Below are 18,548 nucleotides of genomic sequence, written 5' to 3' on the forward strand. Positions count from 1 at the left end.
CCACCGCGATCCCACTGCGATGCGATCCCACCGCGACCCCACGACTTCGGCAGACTTCGGCTGACCCCGGCAGGAAGGTACGCATGACGAAGACCAGTGGGCAGTCCGCCATGCGATACAGCGCCTTGCCGGCCACCGCACTGTGCACGGTCACCGTCTGCGGCTCGGGCGCCGCGCTGATCCTGCCCGCCGCGCTCGGCCGTACCGTCGACCTGCTGCTCGCCCAGGGGGACCGTTCGGCCACCGCCCGCTGGACGTTGCTGTGCGGCTGCCTGCTGGCTGCCGTCGCCCTCTGCGACGCGCTGCAGACCTGGCTGACCGGCACCACCGACGCCCGCACCACCGCCTGGCTGCGCCGCCGCCTGATCCGCCGCGTCCTGGCCGCCGGCCCCGCCACCGCCGAACGGTTCAGCGTCGGCGACGTGGTGGCCCGCTGCACCGGCAACGCGGCAGCCGCCGGCACCGCGCCCACCTCCGTCGCCGCTCTGCTCGCCGCGCTCGCCACTCCGATCGGCGCCATCGTGGCCCTGGGCCTGACCGACCCGTGGCTGATGGGTGTCTTCCTGCTCGGTGCCCCGCTGCTCATCGCGCTGCTGCGCGCCTTCACTCGGGCCGGAGCCGACTGTGCCGCCCGCTACCAGCAGGCCCAGGCAGCCATCGCCGGACCGCTCGCGGAAGCCGTCGGCGGCGCCCGCACCATCGCCGCCGCCGGAACACAGGCCCGCGAAAGCGACCGCATCCTGCGCGCCCTGCCCGAACTGAGCCGCCACGGGCACCGCATGTGGCACATTCAGGGCCGGGCCACCGCACAGGCGTCCGCGCTCGTCCCGCTGCTGCAGACCACGGTGGTCGCAGTGGGCGGACTGCGGCTGGCCGCAGGCCGGCTCAGCGTCGGCGACCTGCTCGCCGCGTCCCGCTACGCCGTGCTCGCCGCCGGGATCGGCGTGATCGTCAGCCGGCTCGACGCCCTGGTCCGGGCCCGGACCGCGGCCGCCCGCACCGACGCCCTGCTCGATCTGCCCTCCGTCGCCCACGGCAGCCGCCGACTGCCGGCGGGCCCGGGCCGACTGGAGCTGCGGGGCGTGAGCGTGGCCCGCGGCGGCCGAACGGTGCTGCGTGAGCTGGACCTGATCGTCCCCGGCGGCACTTCGCTCGCCGTGGTGGGGCGCTCGGGATCCGGCAAGTCCCTGCTCGCCGCGGTGGCAGGCCGACTGACCGATCCGGACCGCGGCGTGGTCACCCTCGACGGCGTGCCGCTGGACGAACTCGACCGGGCCGCGCTGCGCGCCGGGATCGCCTACGCATTCGAACGGCCCGCGCTGTTCGGCCAGACGATCGCCGACGCCATCGGCTATGCCACCCCCGAAGCCGACCTGGACCGCGTCACCGCGGCGGCCCGGGCGGCCTGCGCCGACGGCTTCGTGAAACTCCTGCCCGACGGCTACCGCACACCCCTGACCGGCGCCCCGCTGTCCGGCGGCGAGGCGCAACGCCTCGGCCTGGCGCGCGCCTTCGCCCACGCCGGCAGGCTGCTCATTCTGGACGACGCCACCTCCAGCCTCGACACCGTCACCGAACGACACGTCACCGGAGCCCTGATGCACCACACCGGCGGCCGCACCCGCCTGGTCATCGCACACCGTGCGGCCACCGCCGCCCGCGCAGACACCGTCGCCTGGCTCGACGGCGGCCGCATCAGGGCACTCGCGCCGCACCGCGAGCTGTGGCGGCTGCCGGAGTACCGGGCGGCCTTCGCCGAGGAGGGCGGATGAGGCCGCGTGCCCGCTTCCGGACGGTTTCCGGAAGGCGTCCCGGAGCGGAGCGGGACGCCCGCACACCGCCCTTCTCGGCCGAGCGGCGCTTCGCCGGAGCGGACAGCCCCCGCCACCCCCTGGTGCGGCAGGGGCTGCGGTTCCTGCGACGGCGGGCCGCGGTGCTGGTGGCGCTCGCGTTGTGGTCGCTTCTGGAGACGGGGCAGACCTTCCTCGGCGGCTATGCGATGGCCCAGGCCGTGGACGCGGGTTTCCTCGCCGGGCGGCCGGGCGTCGGCCTGATCTGGCTGGCCGTGGGCGCGGCCGGCATCCTGCTCGGCGCCGTCGGCACCGGGCGCTCCTACGCAGGCGTCGCCGCGCTCGCCGAGCCGCTGCGGGACGCCCTCGTACGACGGGTGGTGCACGGTGCCCTCGGCAAGCCGTCCTCCGGCGCCGTCGCACGGCTCACCCAACAGGTCGAGATCGCCCGGGAGAGCTTCGCCGGACTGGTGATGGTGGCCCGGTCGTTCGTGTTCACCGCCGCCGGGGCGCTCGCCGGCCTGGTGTCCCTGTCGCCTGCGCTGTTGCCCGTGGTGGGGGTGCCGCTGATGGCGGGGCTCGCGGTGTTCGCAGTGTCGCTGCGGCCCATGGCGACCCGGCAGCGCGCGTTCCTCGCCGCGGGCGAGGAGTTGGCCGACGAGCTGCACGCCACCGCCACCGGGCTGCGCGACGTGGTCGCCTGCGGGGCGGAGGACCGGGCCGGGCAACGGGCCGCGGAGCGGATCGCCGCCGAATACCGGGCCGCTCGAGCGCTTGCCCGGTGGGGCACGCTGCGGATCGCCGCCCTGGCGGTCGGCAGCCGGCTGCCCGTGGCGCTCCTGCTGGTCACCGCGCCCTGGCTGTCGGTCCGCGGCGTGACCGCCGGTGACCTGGTCGGCGCGCTGACCTACCTGACGCAGTCGCTCTCCCCGGCACTGCAGGCGCTGGTGCACGGCTTCGCCGGCGCGGGCACCCGGCTGACCGTCGTCATCGACCGCCTGACCGCAGCCCCCGGCCCCGCACCACCGTCGTCCCCGGGACAGCCGGAGACACATGTGGCCGGGCGGGGGCCGGCGGTGGAGCTGCGGGGGGTGACGTTCGCCTACGGCGCGGGCGCCCGGCCCGTGGTGGACGGCCTCGACCTGGCCGTGGCGGCCGGCGAGTGGCTGGCCGTCGTGGGGCCCAGCGGGGTCGGCAAGTCCACGCTCGCCGGGCTGGTGGCCGGGACGCTGGTGCCGCACGCCGGGCAGGTGCGGGTGCACGGCGTGGCGGTGGCCGGAAGCGAACCGGCCCGGCAGGTCGCGCTGCGGGTACTCATTCCCCAGGAGGCCTATGTCTTCACCGGGACACTGCGCGACAACCTCGGCTATCTGCGCCCGGCCGCCGCGCCCGCCACCGACACCGAACTGCGGGCGGCGGCGGGGGCGTTGGGGATGGCCGAACTGGTGGCCCGGCTGGGTGGCTGGGACTGTGAGCTGGATCCGGCAGCGCTGTCCGCCGGGGAGCGGCAGCTGATCGCCCTCGCCCGCGCCTGGCTCAGCCCCGCGCCGGTCGCGCTGCTGGACGAGGCGACCTGCCACCTGGACCCGGCGGCCGAGGCGCGCGTCGAGCGGGCCTTCGCCGCCAGGACGGGCGGCACCCTGGTGGTGGTCGCGCACCGCATCAGCTCCGCACGCCGGGCGGACCGGGTGCTCGTGCTGGACGGCGCGCAGGCGGTTGAGGGCACCCACGAGGAGCTGCTGCGTCGCTCAGCCCTCTACCGGGACCTGGTCGGCGCGTGGGACGACGGTTCACAGCCACCCGGCGCCATGGGAGATGCGGATGGCGTCGACCCGGTTGCGGCCCCCGGTCTTGCGGGTGATGGCGGCCATGTAGTTGCGCACCGTGCCGTTGCACAGGTGCAGGCTGCGCGCGATCTCCGAGACGGACGCGCCCTCGGCGGCCAGTGACAGCACGCTGAGCTCCCGCGGGGTGAGCGGTATCTCGGAGGCCCGCAGGAAGTCGTGGCCGAGCGAGCTGTCGACGAAACGTTCCCCCTTGGCGACCCGCCGGATGGCCCCGAGCAGCGCGTCCGGCGCGGCGTCCTTGTTGACGAAGCCCAGCGGGCGAGCCCGCCACATCCTGCGCAGCAGGCCCGGTCTGCCGGGGCTGGCCAGCACGAGCAGGCCAGGACCGCGCGAGCCGTCGGCCAGCTCGGCCAGGCGGGTCAGCTCGGCCGACTCCGGCCCGGGGGCGGCCCCCGGGGCGGCGGGCGTGTCGACATCCACCACACACACCTGTGGCCCGAGTGAGCGGGCCTCCGACACCGCGTCCCCCCAGCTGGATGTGGCGACCTCCAGCCCGCTGTCCTGCCCTAACAGCGCCGCCAGTGCCGACCGCAGCAGGCGATTCTCATGAACCAGAAGCACTCTGATCACAAGCCCTCCCCAAGTCGCCCCGTCTCACGGGTGCTTCACGACCACGATCACCCGTACCCGGTGGGGAAGAGGACATGGGGGTGGAAACCAGTCACGCGGCGGTCCTGGGGCGCCTGTCGTGTGGCACAGGCACGAAGCACCGGAAGCACCCGTAGGCCGTCCGTCTCATCCCTTCCGGGCCAGCCCGGCGGCGATGAGACGCTCCCAGACGGTGAGCTCCCGTTCGCCGCTGCTGCTCCACGGGTTGTCGACCACCTCCGGACGCCACCGGGACGCGGGGACGATTCCGGGGTCGAGGATCTCCAGGCCATCCAGCAGGGATGCGATCTCCTCGTCGGTGCGCCACCGGCCGCGGCCGAAAGTCCGCTGGAGGACTGCCTCGGCCTCCGCTGTCTCCGGATTGTTGCCGGAACGGAAGTGGCTGACGAAGAAGTAGCTCCCGGAGGGCACGTGGTCGCGCCAGTAGCGCACGATTCCAGCCGGGTCTTCCTCGTCGTTGACGTGGTGAAGGATGGCGCTGAACATGACGGCGACGGGGCGGTCGAAGTCGATCAGTTCCTGCGTGTCCGGGTGGGTGCGGACGGCTTCGGGGTTGCGGACGTCGGCCGGGACGAACCGGGTCCGGTCGTTCTCCTCCAGCAGCGCACGGCCGTGGACCAGCACTTGGGGATCGATGTCCACGTACACGACCCGAGACTCCGGAGCGTGCCGTTGCGCGACCTGGTGGACGTTGTCGGCGGTCGGAAGACCACTGCCCAGGTCGATGAACTGCCGTACGTCGGTGGTCGTCGCGATCTCCGCGACCGCCCGGGTCAGGGCTGCGCGGTTGGCGAAGGCGATTGCCACCGAACCAGGAAGGTCACGTCTGAACACGTCGCCGATCTCCCGGTCCACGGCGTAGTTGTCCTTGCCGCCCAGCAGGTAGTCGTAGACGCGGGCGATACTGGGCTTGGTGGGGTCGATGGAGGAGCCTTCATCCGTCATGTCGACGATCCTCCCCCGCAGCGGCGCCTGCTGACCATCACTTTGGAATCCTTGGACGGGCGTTCTGCGCGCAGACCGGCGAGCGGTGACTGGGAGCATGTCCCACCCGACCGTGGTCGACTGACGGTTCCACCGGCTGGTGTGGGCCCGCGCGGGGTCTCCTCCGCTCGGGCCCGGCCGGAACGCGGTGGGCGACGTCATGGGCACAGGTGTGGCGACACCCCGACCCGGATCGTGGCCTGTGCCGGTGGCGGAGTGGTTCAGCCCTCCGTGCGGGCGGGCAGCCGCCAGCCCGGGCGAGGGAAGTGGCAGGTGTAGCCGTCGGGGTAGCGCTCCAGGTAGTCCTGGTGCTCGGGCTCGGCCTCCCAGAAGGGGCCGACCGGCTCGACCTCGGTGACGACCTTGCCCGGCCACAGTCCCGAGGCGTCCACATCCGCGATGGTGTCCTCGGCGATCCGCTTCTGCTCGTCATCCACGTAGTAGATCGCCGAGCGGTAGCTGAGACCGATGTCGTTGCCCTGGCGGTTCTTGGTGCTCGGGTCGTGGATCTGGAAGAAGAACTCCAGGATCGTGCGGTAGTCGGTCTTCTCGGGGTCGAAAAGGATCTCGATGGCCTCCGCGTGGGTCCCGTGGTTGCGGTACGTCGCGTTCGGCACGTCACCCCCGGTGTAGCCGACCCGGGTCGCCGTCACGCCCGGGAGCCGGCGGATCAGGTCCTGCATCCCCCAGAAGCATCCGCCCGCCAGTACGGCCCTCTGCGTCTGCGCTGCCATGTCGGCTCCTTCGCTGTCTGTCGCCTCGGTCGCTGCGCCGCTCGGCGTGCACACTGTCGGCGTCTCCTCTCCCTAGTCAGCGCGTGAGGGCCCCGAACAATTCCGCGCCGGCCCGACCGGCCCTCCGGTCGCCGTGCGCTCGGCTTGTCAGCGGGCCCCTGCGCTGACGGGCGCGCGACAAAAACGTCGGGCCCTGTGGCTCGAGATCAGTCCTCGACGGCCATCTCCCCGAGCAAGGACCAGTCGTCCTGTTCCAGTTCCGTGTTGACGATCCGCGGTGTTTCCGCCAGGTACGGCGGCAGGGTTTGCTGCGCGGCCTTGAAGTGGGCGGACTGGACGTGTGCGGCGCCGGCGTCGGCGTCGCGGAAGGCCTCGACGAGCACGTACTCGGCCGGGTCGGCCAGGCTGCGTGACCAGTCGAACCAGAGGCAGCCGGGTTCGCCGCGGGTGGCCTCGGTGAAGTCCCGGACGATCTCCGGCCAGCGCTCCGCGTGCTCCGGCTTGATCCGGAACTTTGCCGTGATGAAGATCATTTCGCTGCTCTCCGTCGTACCGGTGATGGTCAGCCGAGGTTTCCGAGGCGGGCGTCCTGCCACAGGTCGACGCCGCCGTCGGTGGCGTACTTGTCGATCTCGGCCAGTTCCTCGGTGGTGAAGTCGAGGTTGTCCAGCGCGGCGACGTTCTGTTCCAGCTGTTCGGTGCGCGAGGCACCGATGACGAGGGAGGTGACCCGCTCGTCGCGCAGGGCCCAGGCGAGGGCCATCTGGGCCAGGGTCTGCCCGCGACGGGCCGCGATGTCGTTGAGAGCGCGCAACCGGTGCAGCATGTCGTCCGACAGCCACGCCGTGTCGAACGACGTGCCCTGCGCGGCCCGCGAGTCACCAGGGATGCCGTCGAGGTACCGGCCGGTCAGGAGCCCCTGGGCGAGGGCCGTGAACCCGATGACGCCGAAGCCCTCCTCCTGGGCGGTGTCGAGCAGACCGTCGGTCTCGATCCAGCGGTTGAGCATGCTGTACGAGGGCTGGTGGATCAGGAGCGGGGTGCCCAGGTCCCGGAGGACGGCGGCCGCCTCACGGGTCCGTTCGGCGTCGTAGGAGGAGATGCCGACGTAGAGCGCCTTGCCCTGACGGACGGCGGTGTCGAGCGCGCCCATCGTCTCCTCGAGCGGGGTGGTCGCGTCGAGCCGGTGGGAGTAGAAGATGTCGACGTACTCCAGGCCCATCCGCCGCAGCGACTGGTCGAGCGAGGCGAGCACGTACTTGCGGGAGCCGCCGCCCTGACCGTAGGGGCCGGGCCACATGTCCCAGCCGGCCTTGGTGGAGATCACCAGTTCGTCCCGGTACGGCGCGAGATCCTGCTTCATCAGGCGCCCGAAGTTGATCTCCGCGGAGCCGTAGGGCGGGCCGTAGTTGTTCGCGAGGTCGTGGTGGGTGATCCCGAGGTCGAAGGCGCGCAGCGCGATCTCGCGCTGGGCCTCGAACGGCCGGTTGTCGCCGAAGTTGTGCCAGTAGCCCAGGGACAGGACGGGAAGGTCGAGCCCTGAGCGGCCGGTGCGGCGGTAGCGCATGCTGCCGTTGTAGCGCTCAGGATCCGCGACGTGGTTCATCGGGCGATCTCCGGGTGGTGCGGTGAAGGACGCCTCCGTCGGGTTCGAGGGGGCGCTCCCAACGGTGCTCCTGCGCGACTGTGAAGTCCAATAGCGCCATTCCATCGCATTCAGCAGTGTTGCTTCTGAATGGGGTCCGGCACTGCAGAACTCCGATTCTCCTGTTCAGTGGCGTGGAGCAGCCGCGGGAGGTGACACCGCGTTGCGGCGGTCGTGCATGGTGAAGTCGGACCGGACCGCCACACCGGACTGCAGCAGCTTCTGGCGGACCACCGGACTTCGGCCGGGGTAGGAGACCACAACGCTGGTGTATCCCTCGGGCAGGCCGGTCACGGCGTACTCGCCCCGCGCGTTCGTCGCGGTCCGCACCAACTGCCGGCCGCCGGTGTCCATGACGGTCACGGCGGCGAGGAAGAGCAGCGGTACAGTCAGATACGTGTACCGGCCGGTACAGTCAAAGCCGTGCCTCGCCCCGTCGACGTCGAGAAGCGTGCCGAGCTGCTGAAGCAGGTCGTGCACCACCTCCAGCACCACGGCGACGTCGAGGTCATGATCGGCCCCATCGCCGACGCATACGTCCGGCTGGGGCACCCTCCGCAGCAGGCGCGGGCAGGAGCCACGCTGCTCGTCTCCGGCCTGCGCGGATTGTGCCAGGACCGCTTGGTGACTCATGACGTCGCCCGTACCGACGCGGCCGCCCGCCGCCTCATCAGGGACGCGGTCGCGGCGGCCGACTGAGCTCCATGGGCTTGCGGCTTCCGTACTGGCCCATACGAATGATTCACCGGCTCCGCAGGGTGAACGACGGGACCGTGGGCCCCGAGCCGACGGCCGACGGCCGCTCGCGACCATACGTTGGCTCTTGTGTCGCTGAGCTACGCCTTTGTGAACCTGAAGCCCGGAGTGGGAAAGACGACGAGCGCGGTCTGGTTGGCGCACGCACTTCACGAGTCGGGTATCCCACCGCTGCTGGTCGACAGTGACGCAGCCTCCTCCGCGCTGCGCTGGAGCGAATTGGCGGGTGGCTTCCCGTTTCCGGTGGTCGCTCTTCCGGTGGGCGACGTGCACCGGCGCGTGAACGACTTCCTCGGCGACCGGAAGGCCGTCGTGTTCGACGCCCCGCAGTTGGAGGACCACGCGCCCATCACCCGGAGCATCATGAGGTACGCGAGCGAGTGGATCCTGCCGGTGACCCCGGCTCCCATCGAGCTGGATCGCATAGCGCCCATCGGCGGCGAGATGGGCGACGTACAGTCCTTGCGCGCCCAGCCCGCCCGCGCCTCCGTTCTGCTGAACCGAACCAATCGTGCCGAAGCCACGCGCACCGGCCCCGACGCCGACGCCCGCGAGGCTCTCACCGAGCGGGGATTCGAGGTGTTGTCCACCCACATCCCGCGGCTCGACTTGTATGCCCAGTCGTTCGGCAGTCCCGTCGACGTCAAAGGCTCGGCGTACATGGACCTCGCAGACGAACTCATCAAGCGACAGGACAAGGCATGAACCAGCGCAAGGACGCCTACCGAGCCGCATTGCAGCGCGAACCGGACACCGCCGTACCGCGTCCCGTCAAGGTCACTCGGCTGCACACCCGATACGTGCGGGTGACCATCGAGCTCGACGCCGGCTTGCCGCGCGACCTCATGCGATGGGCGGGGTCACCGGTGTCCGCGATGGCGCGGGTCGGCGCCGCTGCCCTGCGGCCCCTGAGAAGCGCCCCGTAAGCGGCTGGCGCAGGCGCGCGTGCCCCGGGCGGCGATTGATCAGGACCGCCATACCCGTCACGGACCGGCGTCGAGATCCACTGCGAGGCCCTGCGCCTCGGACGCCCTGCGGTTCCTCTCGCGCGACTGGGACGAGTTCCGGTCCCTGCCCGCCCGGCCCGCCCGGATCCCGACCGCCTGGGACCAGCCCGACTTCGTCGTCACCGACGTGGCAGGGCATCGGCTTCAACATGATCCTGATCTCCGCCTCGCTGCAGGCGCTCCGCCGGAGCGTCGGAGGCGGAGGGCGGGGACGACAGCATCGAGGCCCCCGACGCGGTGTCCATGGGTTCGGCATGCCGGTGACGCGTCCGGTGCGGCAGCCGGGCGCCGCCCTCCACGCCCCATACGATCACGGCCATGGGCGAGCATCGGTCCGCAGCCAAGCCTCGTCGGCAGCCGGGTCAGGGCGGATGGTCGCGGCTGACGTCCTCGCGCTTCGTGCCGGCCGTGGTGGTCTCCCTCATCATCGCGGCCCTGGCCGGGCTCTTCGTCGGCGCCTACTGCTTCGCCATGGCCGATCCCGTACCGCATCGCATCCCCGTCGCGGTGACGGGAAAGTCGGCCAAGGGCGAACGGTTCGTCGGCGCGCTCGAGGCCACGCTCCGCACCTCGCTGGTCCTCCACCCGTATGCCGACTACGACAGGGCCCTCGCCGCGGTCGACGCACAGCGGGAGTTCGCGATCCTGCAGCGCCATCCGGCCGGGGTCGAGGTAGACGTGGCGAGCGCGGCGGGTGCGTCGGTCGCCCGGGTCCTCAGCCGCAGTGCCCCGGCGGTGGGCCGGTCGCTGGGCATCCCCGTCCAGGTCAGGGACGTCAAGCCGCTTCCGGCCACCGACCCGCAGGGGCTCGCGCTCTTCTACATCGCCCTGGGGTCGATCATCCTCGGTTTCGTCGGCGCGATCCAGCTCGGAGCGCACGCCGTGGCGCTGCGCCCCGCCGAACGGATCGCCGTCACCGCCGGCTACTCCGTGCTGGGCGGCCTGTCCATCTGCGCCATGACCGACTGGGTGCTCGGCGTGGTGCGGCTGCCGTTCGCCCAGTCCTGGGGGATCTGCGCCCTCACGATGTTCACCGCCGGCATGATCTTCACCGCGTTCCACACCTTCCTGGGCCGCTGGGCGCTCCTGCCGACGTGGGTGCTGCTGGTCATCCTCGGCAACCCCTCCTCCGGGGGTGCGGTCGCCTGGCCGCTGCTCCCCCCGCTCCTCGGCTTTCTGGGGCGGTTCCTGCCCCCGGGCGCGTCGGTGAGTGCCCAGCGCAACGCCATCTACTTCCCTCAGGACCAGCACGTCGAGCCCTATGTCGTGCTCGCCGCGTGGTGCCTGGCCGGCACGTCGGTCTTCCTTGCCCGGCACGCGCGCAACCCCGGCGGCCGGGCGACCGCACCGTCCACCGCGCCCGGTGCGGGAAGCGCGTGACGGGCGGGCACCCACACCGCGCTGTGGGTCGAAAAGGGCCGCGAGACGTCGGCGGCTGCGGCGCCGCCCGCCGTCGGTTACGTTGATGAAGCCTGGTCAGAGCGTAGTGACAAGCCGTAACCCACCCGGGGACGCACCATGACCGGCCTGACCGTCGTCCTTCTGCTCGTGGTCCTGGCCACGGCCGTGGCGACCGGTGCGCGGCGCTGGAGCCTGCCGGCCCCCTCGCTGCTCGTCGTCGCGGGTCTCGTCGTCGGGCTGATGCCGTGGGTCCCCGAGGTGCGCCTGCCGCCCCACACGATCAACGTGCTGGTGCTGCCGCCACTGCTCTTCGCCTCGGCCGGGGAGATCTCCGTCCGCGACCTGCGCACCGTGTGGCGGCCCGTGACCGGCCTGGTCTTCGGCCTGGTCCTCGCCTCGGCCGTCGCCGTCGCGTACGTCGCCCGAGCGATCACCCCGCTGACCGCCGCGACCGCGTTCATCCTCGGCTCGGTCCTGGCCAGCACCGACCCCGTGGCCGTGACCGCGCTCGGCCGGCGCCTGTCCCTCCCCCCGCGCGTGCAGGCCATGGTGCAGGCGGAAAGCCTGTTCAACGACGCCACGTCCCTGGTCCTGTACAAGGTCGCCGTGGCCACCGCGGTTTCCGGCAGCGCCATCACCGTGTCCGGCACCGTCGAGCAGTTCCTGATCCTCGCGGGCGGAGGAGTCCTCATCGGCGCGGCGGTCGCCGCCGTGGTGACCCTCATCCGCCGACGGACCGAGGACCCCATGCTGGACACCGTCATCGCGCTGGTCACTCCGTACGCCTCGTACGTCATCGCGGAGCAATCGCACACCTCGGGCGTGACCGCCGTCATCGTGTCCGGCGTCGTGCTCGGGAGCACCGGTCACAAGCTCAGCAACGCCCCCATCCGCCTCCAGGTCCACGCCGTCTACGACACCGTGGCCTTCCTGCTGGAGAGCGTCGTCTTCGCCCTCATCGGCCTGGAGCTCCCCTCCGCCGTCCGTCACCTCGCGCACGACGAGCGCGGCTGGCCCCTGTGGGTGCCGGTGATCGCCTTCACCGTGCTGGCCATCCGCCTGCTGTGGGTCTTCCCGCTGTCCGCCCTGATGCAGCACCGGCACAGCGAGGGCGACGGTCGTCTCTCCTGGCGCGTTCCGGCCGTCCTGTCCTGGGCAGGCACCCGAGGCGTCATGCCGCTGGCCGCCACGCTCTCCATCCCCCTGACCACCGACGCGGGGGCGCCGCTGCCGCACCGGGCGCTCATCCTCACACTCACCACCGGGACCGTCGTGCTCACTCTTGTCTTCCAGGGGTTCACCCTCACCTCTGTCGTCCGCCGATCCGGCATCGCTCTGGAACCGGAGCACACCGCCCGCGAGGAGGCCCGGACCCGCCGGCACATCGCCCACGCCGCACTCGAAGAGCTCAAACAGCTCGGCGATCTGGATCAGCTGGCCGAACTGGGTGCCGCCGCCGAGGCCGCCTTGAAACAGGCCCGTCGCCATCTGGAAGCGCGTATCCACCAGGTCGAAGACGCCGACTACAGCGACCCGGACGCCCGCCCTGCCGACGTCTACCGCGAGATACGCCGGACACTCATCGCGATCGAGGCGGCCGAGCTCCAGCGCCTCTACGAAGCCAACAAGATCAGCAACGCTACCCGGCGCCGGCTCCAGCACGAGCTCGACCTCGAGGAAGCCAGCCTCCGCGACCGCGGTTGAGTGTCGGCCCCGGTGACCCGCTCCCGCGCGGCTGAGGACGACCGGTTCGCCGACGCCTGCTCCCCCCGGCCGGCGCCGACCACCGCTATGGACCCCTTGCGCTCGCAGGTCGTCGCAGCCGATGCCAGACTGACGACGTGGCCGTCATGTCACTCTCGGACGGCACGTTGCGGGCGCAGAGCGTCGGCGCCCGCATCGTCGCCGTCTGCCCTCGGGCGGGCCTCGGCCTGCCGCCGGTACGCGTGACATGGTGAGGAGGCCGGGTACGGCCGTGCGCAGTCCGGGAGGCGCCGGTGCCCGCTGGACGACCTGTCCTGTCGACGACGCCGCCGAGGGCCCCGCCGCCGAACGGCGCAGCCGTGCCCGAGTGCGCCTCGGCCGCCGACTCCGGACCAGGGACCTGCCCCGACCGGGACGTGCCCCGACCGGGACGTGCCCCGACCGGGACCCGTTCCGACCCGGGACCTGTGGAAACCTGCCGGTCCGAGGCCGCCCTCGGCTGAGGACCTGATGGGGCCTCGCCCCGGTGGGAAGGCCCAGGGAGGTCTCCCGCATGATGACCTGCATACGGAACGTCGTCCTCGCTGTGACCGCGGTGTCGGCGGTCGTCGCTCTCGCGTCCTGCGGACAGGGCGGCGGGAATGCCGTCGGCGGCGGGAGCGGTCCGAGCATCGGCCTGCTGATGCCGGATGCGGTCACATCCCGCTGGGAGACGACCGACAGGCCCCTGCTGGAGAAGAAGATCAAGGAGTTGTGCGGCGACTGCACGGTCGAACACGCCAACGCCCGGGGTGATGTGGCCACCCAGCAGCAGCAAGTCGACTCCATGATCACCAGACGGGTCGATGCGCTGGTGCTCGTGGCGGTCGACGCCAGGGCGCTCAGTTCCGCGGTCGGGAAGGCGGAACAGGCGGGTATCCCGGTGATCGCATACGACCGCCTCTCCGAGGGCCCCATCTCGGGCTATGTCTCCTTCAACGGTCAGGAGGTCGGCAGGCTCCAGGGCAAGGCGCTTGTGCGAGCCATGCATGACAGAGGGCACGGCGACGAGATCGTCATGATCAACGGCGACCCCACCGACCCCAACGCTGTCGCGTTCAAGGAGGGAGCCCTGTCGGTGCTCAGAGGCAAGGTCAAGATCGGCAAGATGTTCGACACGCCCATGTGGCGGTCGGACCTCGCCAACATGAGCATGTCGGGAGCCATCGCCGACCTCGGCGCCGACCACATCGACGGCGTCTACTCCGCGAACGACGCCCTCGCCTCCGGCATCATCTCCTCCCTCAGAGCGAACAAGATCAGCCCACTGCCCCCGGTCACCGGCCAGGACGCGGACCTCGGAGCCGTCCAGCGCATCGTCGGCGGCGAGCAGTACATGACTGTCTGGAAGCCGTTCCGGCCCGAGGCCGCCGCGGGCGCCACCATGGCCGTGGCCGCCGCCCGCGGCGAGAGCCTCGACCGCGTCGCCACCGGCAAGGTGAGCAACCGCAAGGAGAAGGCGGTTCCGGCGGTCCTGCTCACCCCGGTGGCCGTGACCGCCGACAACATCAAGGACACCCTCGTGAAAGGCGGGGTCTACACGATCCAACAGATCTGCATTCCACGACTCATGGCGGCCTGCGACAAGGCCGGACTCACCGGATAGGCCGAACAGGCCGAACGGGCGGCTGAACGGGCCGAACGGGCGGCTGAACGGGCCGAACGGGCGGCTGAACGGGCCGAACAGGCCGTTCACCACGGCCGGGCCCGGGAAGGAGATGGTTTCCGTGCCGGCTCAACCCCTGCTGGCACTGCACGACGTCTGCAAACGCTTCGGCGTCGTTCAGGTCCTCACCGACATCGAACTGGAGGTTCGCGCCGGCGAGGTCGTGGCGCTTCTGGGCGACAACGGGGCCGGCAAGTCCACACTGGTCAAGGTGATCTCCGGCGTCGCGCCCGCGGACACGGGCGTCGTCGAGTGGGAGGGCCGGCCGGTGCAGATCAGGCGTCCCCACGACGCCCGGGTACTCGGCATCGCCACCGTCTACCAGGACCTCGCCCTGTGCGGGAACCTCGATGTCGTCGGCAACCTGTTCCTCGGGCGCGAGATCCGAAGGTTCGGATTCCTCGACGAAGTGGAGATGGAACGCTGTACCCGGGACCTGCTGAAGCGCCTGGCGACCGGCCTGGCCGATCTGCGCTCCCCGGTCGTCTCCCTGTCCAGCGGCCAGCGGCAGATGGTCGCCATCGCGCGCTCGCTCCTCGGCGACCCGCGACTCCTCCTCCTGGACGAGCCGACGGCCTCTCTCGGCTTCCAGCAGACCGCCGAGGTCCTGGAGCTCGTCGACCATCTGCGTGACCGCGGCATGGGAGTACTGCTCATCAGTCACAACATGGCCGACGTCAAAGCTCTCGCAGACCGGGCCGCCGTGCTGCGACTGGGCCGCAACAACGGCTTCTTCAACGTGAACACCGCGTCTCAGGAAGAGATCATTTCCTCCATCACCGGGGCCACGGAGAACGTCCCCCATCGGGTGGCCCACCGGGAGGTGGAGTGGTGAAAGAGAGCCGCAAGAGGGCAGACGACACGCGGGCCGCCCCCGCCGCCCCCCGTCAGCCGCAGCCCGGGCGGAAGATCGTCCCTGTCCTTGCGGGCTGGGCCGCTGCGTCCCGGCGCAGGTTCATCGCCGGTGAACTGGGCTCGCTCCCGGTCATCCTCGTGCTCGCCGCGGTGTGGATCGTCTTCCAGTCCCTGAACCCCAACTTCCTCTCACCTCGGAACCTGTCCAACCTCAGTGTCGACATCGTGGGTACGGGCCTGATCGCGGTCGGCATCGTCTTCGTGCTGCTGATCGGCGAGCTCGACCTGTCGGTCGGCTCGATCAGCGGCCTTGCGGCGGCCGTCTTCGCCGTACTCAACGTCAACAACGGCATGCCCGAATGGCTCGCCGTCATCCTCGCCGTCCTCACGGGCACCGCGACGGGGACCATCCAGGGCTTCTCCGTCGCCCGGACCCGCGTACCCGCGTTCGTGGTCACGCTGGCGGGACTGCTGACCTGGAACGGCGTCATGCTCTACATCCTCGGCACCACGGGCACCATCGACCTCGACGAGAACGGTTTCGTCGCCCAGCTGACCAGCTACTACTTCGGCAACCAGGGCGTCGCCTACGGTCTGGCGGCGTTCGGCGCCGGCCTGCTCTTCCTCATCTCCTACCGGGACAGGCGACGCCGGCGCGCTCTCGACCTGCCGCACCGCTCGCTCGGGGAGATCGGGGTACGCACGGGAGCACTCGCGGTGGTCGCGTTCGGCGCCGCCTACGTACTCAACCGGTTCCAGGGCCTGCCGCTGGCCCTCCTGATCTTCCTTGTCATCACGGCCGGCCTGGACATCCTGCTGCGCGGCACGCGCTACGGACGGCAGGTCTACGCCCTCGGCGGCGGCATCGAGGCGGCCCGCCGCGCCAGTCTCAGCGTGGTCTGGGTCCAGACCACGGTGCTGGCGGTCTCGGGCACGATGGCCGCGATCGGCGGCCTGTTCCTCGCCTCACGGATCACCTCCGTGAGCCAGTCCTCCGGCTCGGGCGTCCTGCTGCTCAACGCCATCGCGGCCGCGGTCATCGGCGGCACCAGCCTGTTCGGCGGACGCGGCACCACCTGGTCCGCGGTGCTCGGCGCGCTGATCATCCAGTCGATCTCCTCGGGCATGGCGATCACGGGCATCCCGGTCGCCGTCCAGTTCGTGATCACCGGCGGAGTCCTGTTCGCCGCGGCGGTCATCGACGCGCTGTCACGACGCTCGCAGGAGGCGCACGGGCGGGCGTGAGAAGCGCACAACGATTGGCTGGGGGTGCCTTTGCTTCACCGACCGACGGATAGATCCTCTGCCTCTGCCGGACCTGGTGCCCGGCGAGGATCTGCAGGCTGTTGGCAGCCATGATCGCCACCACCCAACGGTAGGTTCCAGAACTGTAAGCGGCCGGCAGACGCCCGGCGCCAGCTCCCTCCAGCCTTCGCGCTATCGGACCTTACGGGGGGCGGTCGGCGTCCGGAAAACACCGAACGCTCCTCTACTGCCCGGGTACCCGCAGGTTGATCGGCGTCCGGTTACGCAACCCGTCCAGGACCGTGTGATCGACGGAGTAACGCGGCCGGGGCGCGGCCGCGGTCAGGCTGATGGTGCCTCGGTCGCTCAGCGCGGTCTGCCACTCGCCTGGCCGGGGCCGGGTTCCGCGTTCGCCCGCAGCCTGGGAGAAAAGCCTTCGCACGGCGGCGGCCTGGCGGTCGTTGAGGCAGCCCACTACGGGCCTCACCTCCTGGCCCGGTCGTACGTACGGTTCCTGCGCGACAATACGTCCCGCCACCAAGGCTGTCTTATACGCGTCCGTGTCCACGGTCGCCTCGGTAGAGGGAGCAAGCGGATCATTCCAGTCGGGAGTGGCGGCCTGGGCTTGAACTGCTTCACGCCCCACCCGGCGGAAGCCGTCGCAGTCCAGGAAGTGGACTGCTGGCTCAGGGCTGAGAGACCACAGGACGTTTGCCTGCGAGATGTCCCCGATCACGAATCCGGCATCGTGAAACCAGCTGATGGTCTCGGCGCAGGCCAGAGCGAGGGCTCTGCGCTGTTCCGGCGTTGGCTGCGGAACTTCCTGATAGGCCACTTTTGGCGGTCTGATCAGGTATTGCAGTTCTATGAGCCGTGTCGCCCCTGCAGCGGTGCGCCACGTCATCTGGGACGGTGCACGCCTCATGAGAAAGCCGAGCGTTCGCCCACCCTCGACCACACGGCAGAGCGGCCATGCGGCACGGGCGTCGAGGAGGTTGCGATCGGATTGGCTGAGACCTTGCCGGAACGTGACAAGGTCGGCGAGAGCGAGGCCGTTGACCTTGGAGGGGTCCTTGTACTCCTTGAAGAGCAGTGACCCGCTGGCGACGGCGTGCACGTCGCCTTGGCCACCGCTGCCGACCCGATCTCCCAGCGCGAGCGACGAGCGGGCGACGTCAGCGCCGTCCTCCGCGCTCATGGCGCCTCCTCCCACACGCAGATCACGGTCCGGTCGTCGTCGTAGGACTTGGCCCGCGTTTGTGCCTGCCAGAGGAAGTCGGACAGCGAAGGGACCTCAGGCCCGCCCCAGGCGTCCACAAGGTGCCGCGCGAACTCCGGATTCTTCTGGGTTAGGGGGTTGGTGATGCCGTCGGTGCCCAGGAGAAGGACCTCGCCCGGCGCGGTCCGCAGCACGGTGGCCTTCACGCTGCTGTATGCGTGTGGGAGAGCGTCGGTGCGGGTGTCGAGCAGTCCTCCGTCGCCGTTCGGGTCCCCATTTTGCCAGCGGCCCTCGCGCAACACGAACAGGCCGCCGTCACCCACGCTGAACAGGACGCGTTCGCGGATACGAGCGTCCGTGGGAACCATGAGGATCTGCAGGGTCGTGGCGTAGTCGTGGTCGGCGTAAGGACGAGGGTTGTGCCGTGCCAAGCGCTGCCATCCGGCACGCAGTTCGGCAGCCGCGCCGGCGACCGCCTTGGTAGCGAGGACGCGAAGTTCGGCCTTGTTCTCAGCGCGCAGGGCCGTGTAGATGCCCTCGGCCTCTTGGTCCAAGTAGAGGGCCGCCATGCGAGAGAATTGGTACGAACCCACGTGCGAGTACAGCGCCGAACCAACCCCGTCGGCGACCGCCAGCAGAAGCAGCTCGGCCTCCGGCGGACCGATCCGCGTCACCGTCATGGCGTCCTGACGGCAGCTGCCCTCCCAATTGTGGGAGTCACCGCGCACAGAGGCGGCGCGCACCGTCAATCGCCCGACTTGGGCTCCGTCCAGCAGAACCGCGGGGGAGAAGGCAGCGAACTCGTCCGCGTCCCGCACGGAGGGACGTCCCAACGGATGGGGCGGATAGCTGGGAGGACGATTGCCGACGTGCCTGGGCGCCCCTCGGAGCACCTCGACCATCGGTTCGGCGTGCGGTGCGACGTACGGCGGCGTCGACTGCTCCGCGGGGGGATCGGCTGCGTACACCGGGTCGGTCGTCTCGTGCGCCGTCACCTCGGGCGGCAGGCTCGTCGGGTAGGGGCCGGCCGAGAAGTCCATTGCTCCA

17 protein-coding genes and 1 pseudogene are annotated in these 18,548 nt (G+C 70.8%); 10 read left to right on the top strand and 8 right to left on the bottom strand.

Features of this window, described 5'->3' with window-relative positions; genetic code table 11:
• The first annotated feature begins 83 nt into the window (after positions 1-83).
• Positions 84-1,772, top strand: a complete 1,689-nt coding sequence (locus ACZ7L1_RS24340; RefSeq protein WP_471440080.1) for an ABC transporter transmembrane domain-containing protein — start codon at positions 84-86, stop codon at positions 1,770-1,772.
• The gene (locus ACZ7L1_RS24345; RefSeq protein WP_471440081.1) at positions 1,769-3,739 is read left to right on the top strand and encodes an ABC transporter ATP-binding protein; all 1,971 of its coding nucleotides are present in this window, start codon (positions 1,769-1,771) and stop codon (positions 3,737-3,739) included. The genes ACZ7L1_RS24340 and ACZ7L1_RS24345 overlap by 4 nt, the downstream gene beginning before the upstream one ends.
• On the opposite strand, the pseudogene ACZ7L1_RS24350 reads toward ACZ7L1_RS24345, so the two are convergent.
• The 6 genes and pseudogenes from ACZ7L1_RS24350 to ACZ7L1_RS24375 form a co-directional block, all read right to left on the bottom strand.
• Positions 3,665-3,910 (bottom strand): annotated as a pseudogene (locus ACZ7L1_RS24350) (response regulator transcription factor); the annotation flags it as partial. The gene ACZ7L1_RS24345 and the pseudogene ACZ7L1_RS24350 overlap by 75 nt on opposite strands.
• A 462-nt stretch (positions 3,911-4,372) precedes the next feature.
• Positions 4,373-5,191: an SAM-dependent methyltransferase gene (locus tag ACZ7L1_RS24355; protein WP_471440082.1), complete on the bottom strand. Its 819-nt coding sequence runs from the start codon at positions 5,189-5,191 to the stop codon at positions 4,373-4,375.
• Positions 5,192-5,451: 260 nt separating this feature from the next.
• On the bottom strand, positions 5,452-5,964 hold the full coding sequence (gene msrA / locus ACZ7L1_RS24360; RefSeq protein WP_388989760.1) for a peptide-methionine (S)-S-oxide reductase MsrA: 513 nt from the start codon (positions 5,962-5,964) through the stop codon (positions 5,452-5,454).
• A 206-nt stretch (positions 5,965-6,170) separates the two neighbouring features.
• Positions 6,171-6,497: a putative quinol monooxygenase gene (locus tag ACZ7L1_RS24365; protein ID WP_471440083.1), complete on the bottom strand. Its 327-nt coding sequence runs from the start codon at positions 6,495-6,497 to the stop codon at positions 6,171-6,173.
• 29 nt (positions 6,498-6,526) lie between these two features.
• Positions 6,527-7,570 carry an L-glyceraldehyde 3-phosphate reductase gene (mgrA, locus tag ACZ7L1_RS24370; RefSeq protein WP_471440085.1) on the bottom strand — a complete coding sequence of 348 codons (1,044 nt, stop codon included), beginning with the start codon at positions 7,568-7,570 and terminating at the stop codon, positions 6,527-6,529.
• A gap of 165 nt (positions 7,571-7,735) precedes the next feature.
• On the bottom strand, positions 7,736-7,972 hold the full coding sequence (locus ACZ7L1_RS24375) for a carboxypeptidase-like regulatory domain-containing protein (RefSeq protein ID WP_471440087.1): 237 nt from the start codon (positions 7,970-7,972) through the stop codon (positions 7,736-7,738).
• Between the two features lie 60 nt (positions 7,973-8,032).
• Here ACZ7L1_RS24375 and ACZ7L1_RS24380 point away from each other — a divergent pair, with 60 nt between their 5' ends.
• The 8 genes from ACZ7L1_RS24380 to ACZ7L1_RS24415 all read left to right on the top strand — a co-directional run bounded on the left by ACZ7L1_RS24380 (position 8,033) and on the right by ACZ7L1_RS24415 (position 16,282).
• Positions 8,033-8,308 carry a hypothetical protein gene (locus ACZ7L1_RS24380; RefSeq protein ID WP_471440089.1) on the top strand — a complete coding sequence of 92 codons (276 nt, stop codon included), beginning with the start codon at positions 8,033-8,035 and terminating at the stop codon, positions 8,306-8,308.
• A 126-nt stretch (positions 8,309-8,434) separates the two neighbouring features.
• Entirely contained in the window at positions 8,435-9,070 is a 636-nt protein-coding gene (locus ACZ7L1_RS24385; RefSeq protein WP_471440090.1) for a nucleotide-binding protein, read from the top strand.
• Positions 9,067-9,291, top strand: a complete 225-nt coding sequence (locus tag ACZ7L1_RS24390; protein ID WP_471440093.1) for a hypothetical protein — start codon at positions 9,067-9,069, stop codon at positions 9,289-9,291. Before ACZ7L1_RS24385 ends, ACZ7L1_RS24390 begins: the two co-directional genes overlap by 4 nt.
• 399 nt (positions 9,292-9,690) lie before the next feature.
• The gene (locus ACZ7L1_RS24395) at positions 9,691-10,752 is read left to right on the top strand and encodes an ABC transporter permease (protein ID WP_471440095.1); all 1,062 of its coding nucleotides are present in this window, start codon (positions 9,691-9,693) and stop codon (positions 10,750-10,752) included.
• A 138-nt stretch (positions 10,753-10,890) separates the two neighbouring features.
• Positions 10,891-12,477: a Na+/H+ antiporter gene (locus tag ACZ7L1_RS24400; protein WP_471440097.1), complete on the top strand. Its 1,587-nt coding sequence runs from the start codon at positions 10,891-10,893 to the stop codon at positions 12,475-12,477.
• Between the two features lie 553 nt (positions 12,478-13,030).
• Positions 13,031-14,122, top strand: coding sequence for a sugar ABC transporter substrate-binding protein (locus ACZ7L1_RS24405; protein ID WP_471440099.1), 1,092 nt, complete (start codon positions 13,031-13,033; stop codon positions 14,120-14,122).
• Between the two features lie 112 nt (positions 14,123-14,234).
• On the top strand, positions 14,235-15,017 hold the full coding sequence (locus tag ACZ7L1_RS24410) for an ATP-binding cassette domain-containing protein (protein WP_471440100.1): 783 nt from the start codon (positions 14,235-14,237) through the stop codon (positions 15,015-15,017).
• On the top strand, positions 15,011-16,282 hold the full coding sequence (locus tag ACZ7L1_RS24415; protein ID WP_471440102.1) for a sugar ABC transporter permease: 1,272 nt from the start codon (positions 15,011-15,013) through the stop codon (positions 16,280-16,282). Before ACZ7L1_RS24410 ends, ACZ7L1_RS24415 begins: the two co-directional genes overlap by 7 nt.
• A 244-nt stretch (positions 16,283-16,526) precedes the next feature.
• On the opposite strand, the gene ACZ7L1_RS24420 is transcribed toward ACZ7L1_RS24415, so the two are convergent.
• Together ACZ7L1_RS24420 and ACZ7L1_RS24425 are read right to left on the bottom strand one after the other, a co-directional pair.
• Positions 16,527-17,480, bottom strand: a complete 954-nt coding sequence (locus tag ACZ7L1_RS24420) for a hypothetical protein (RefSeq protein ID WP_471440104.1) — start codon at positions 17,478-17,480, stop codon at positions 16,527-16,529.
• Entirely contained in the window at positions 17,477-18,541 is a 1,065-nt protein-coding gene (locus ACZ7L1_RS24425; protein ID WP_471440106.1) for a protein phosphatase 2C domain-containing protein, read from the bottom strand. The genes ACZ7L1_RS24420 and ACZ7L1_RS24425 overlap by 4 nt, the downstream gene beginning before the upstream one ends.
• Positions 18,542-18,548: the final 7 nt, after the last annotated feature.

The organism is Streptomyces sp. NPDC107546 (assembly GCF_055639175.1).

Bases quoted from the DNA above. Each gene is read 5' to 3' on its own strand.
- ACZ7L1_RS24340 (WP_471440080.1), top strand. From the start codon at position 84: ATGACGAAGACCAGTGGGCAGTCCGCCATGCGATACAGCGCCTTGCCG.
- ACZ7L1_RS24345 (WP_471440081.1), top strand. From the start codon at position 1,769: ATGAGGCCGCGTGCCCGCTTCCGGACGGTTTCCGGAAGGCGTCCCGGA.
- ACZ7L1_RS24355 (WP_471440082.1), bottom strand. From the start codon at position 5,191: ATGACGGATGAAGGCTCCTCCATCGACCCCACCAAGCCCAGTATCGCC.
- msrA (WP_388989760.1), bottom strand. From the start codon at position 5,964: ATGGCAGCGCAGACGCAGAGGGCCGTACTGGCGGGCGGATGCTTCTGG.
- ACZ7L1_RS24365 (WP_471440083.1), bottom strand. From the start codon at position 6,497: ATGATCTTCATCACGGCAAAGTTCCGGATCAAGCCGGAGCACGCGGAG.
- mgrA (WP_471440085.1), bottom strand. From the start codon at position 7,570: ATGAACCACGTCGCGGATCCTGAGCGCTACAACGGCAGCATGCGCTAC.
- ACZ7L1_RS24390 (WP_471440093.1), top strand. From the start codon at position 9,067: ATGAACCAGCGCAAGGACGCCTACCGAGCCGCATTGCAGCGCGAACCG.
- ACZ7L1_RS24395 (WP_471440095.1), top strand. From the start codon at position 9,691: ATGGGCGAGCATCGGTCCGCAGCCAAGCCTCGTCGGCAGCCGGGTCAG.
- ACZ7L1_RS24400 (WP_471440097.1), top strand. From the start codon at position 10,891: ATGACCGGCCTGACCGTCGTCCTTCTGCTCGTGGTCCTGGCCACGGCC.
- ACZ7L1_RS24405 (WP_471440099.1), top strand. From the start codon at position 13,031: ATGATGACCTGCATACGGAACGTCGTCCTCGCTGTGACCGCGGTGTCG.
- ACZ7L1_RS24410 (WP_471440100.1), top strand. From the start codon at position 14,235: ATGGTTTCCGTGCCGGCTCAACCCCTGCTGGCACTGCACGACGTCTGC.
- ACZ7L1_RS24420 (WP_471440104.1), bottom strand. From the start codon at position 17,480: ATGAGCGCGGAGGACGGCGCTGACGTCGCCCGCTCGTCGCTCGCGCTG.
- ACZ7L1_RS24425 (WP_471440106.1), bottom strand. From the start codon at position 18,541: ATGGACTTCTCGGCCGGCCCCTACCCGACGAGCCTGCCGCCCGAGGTG.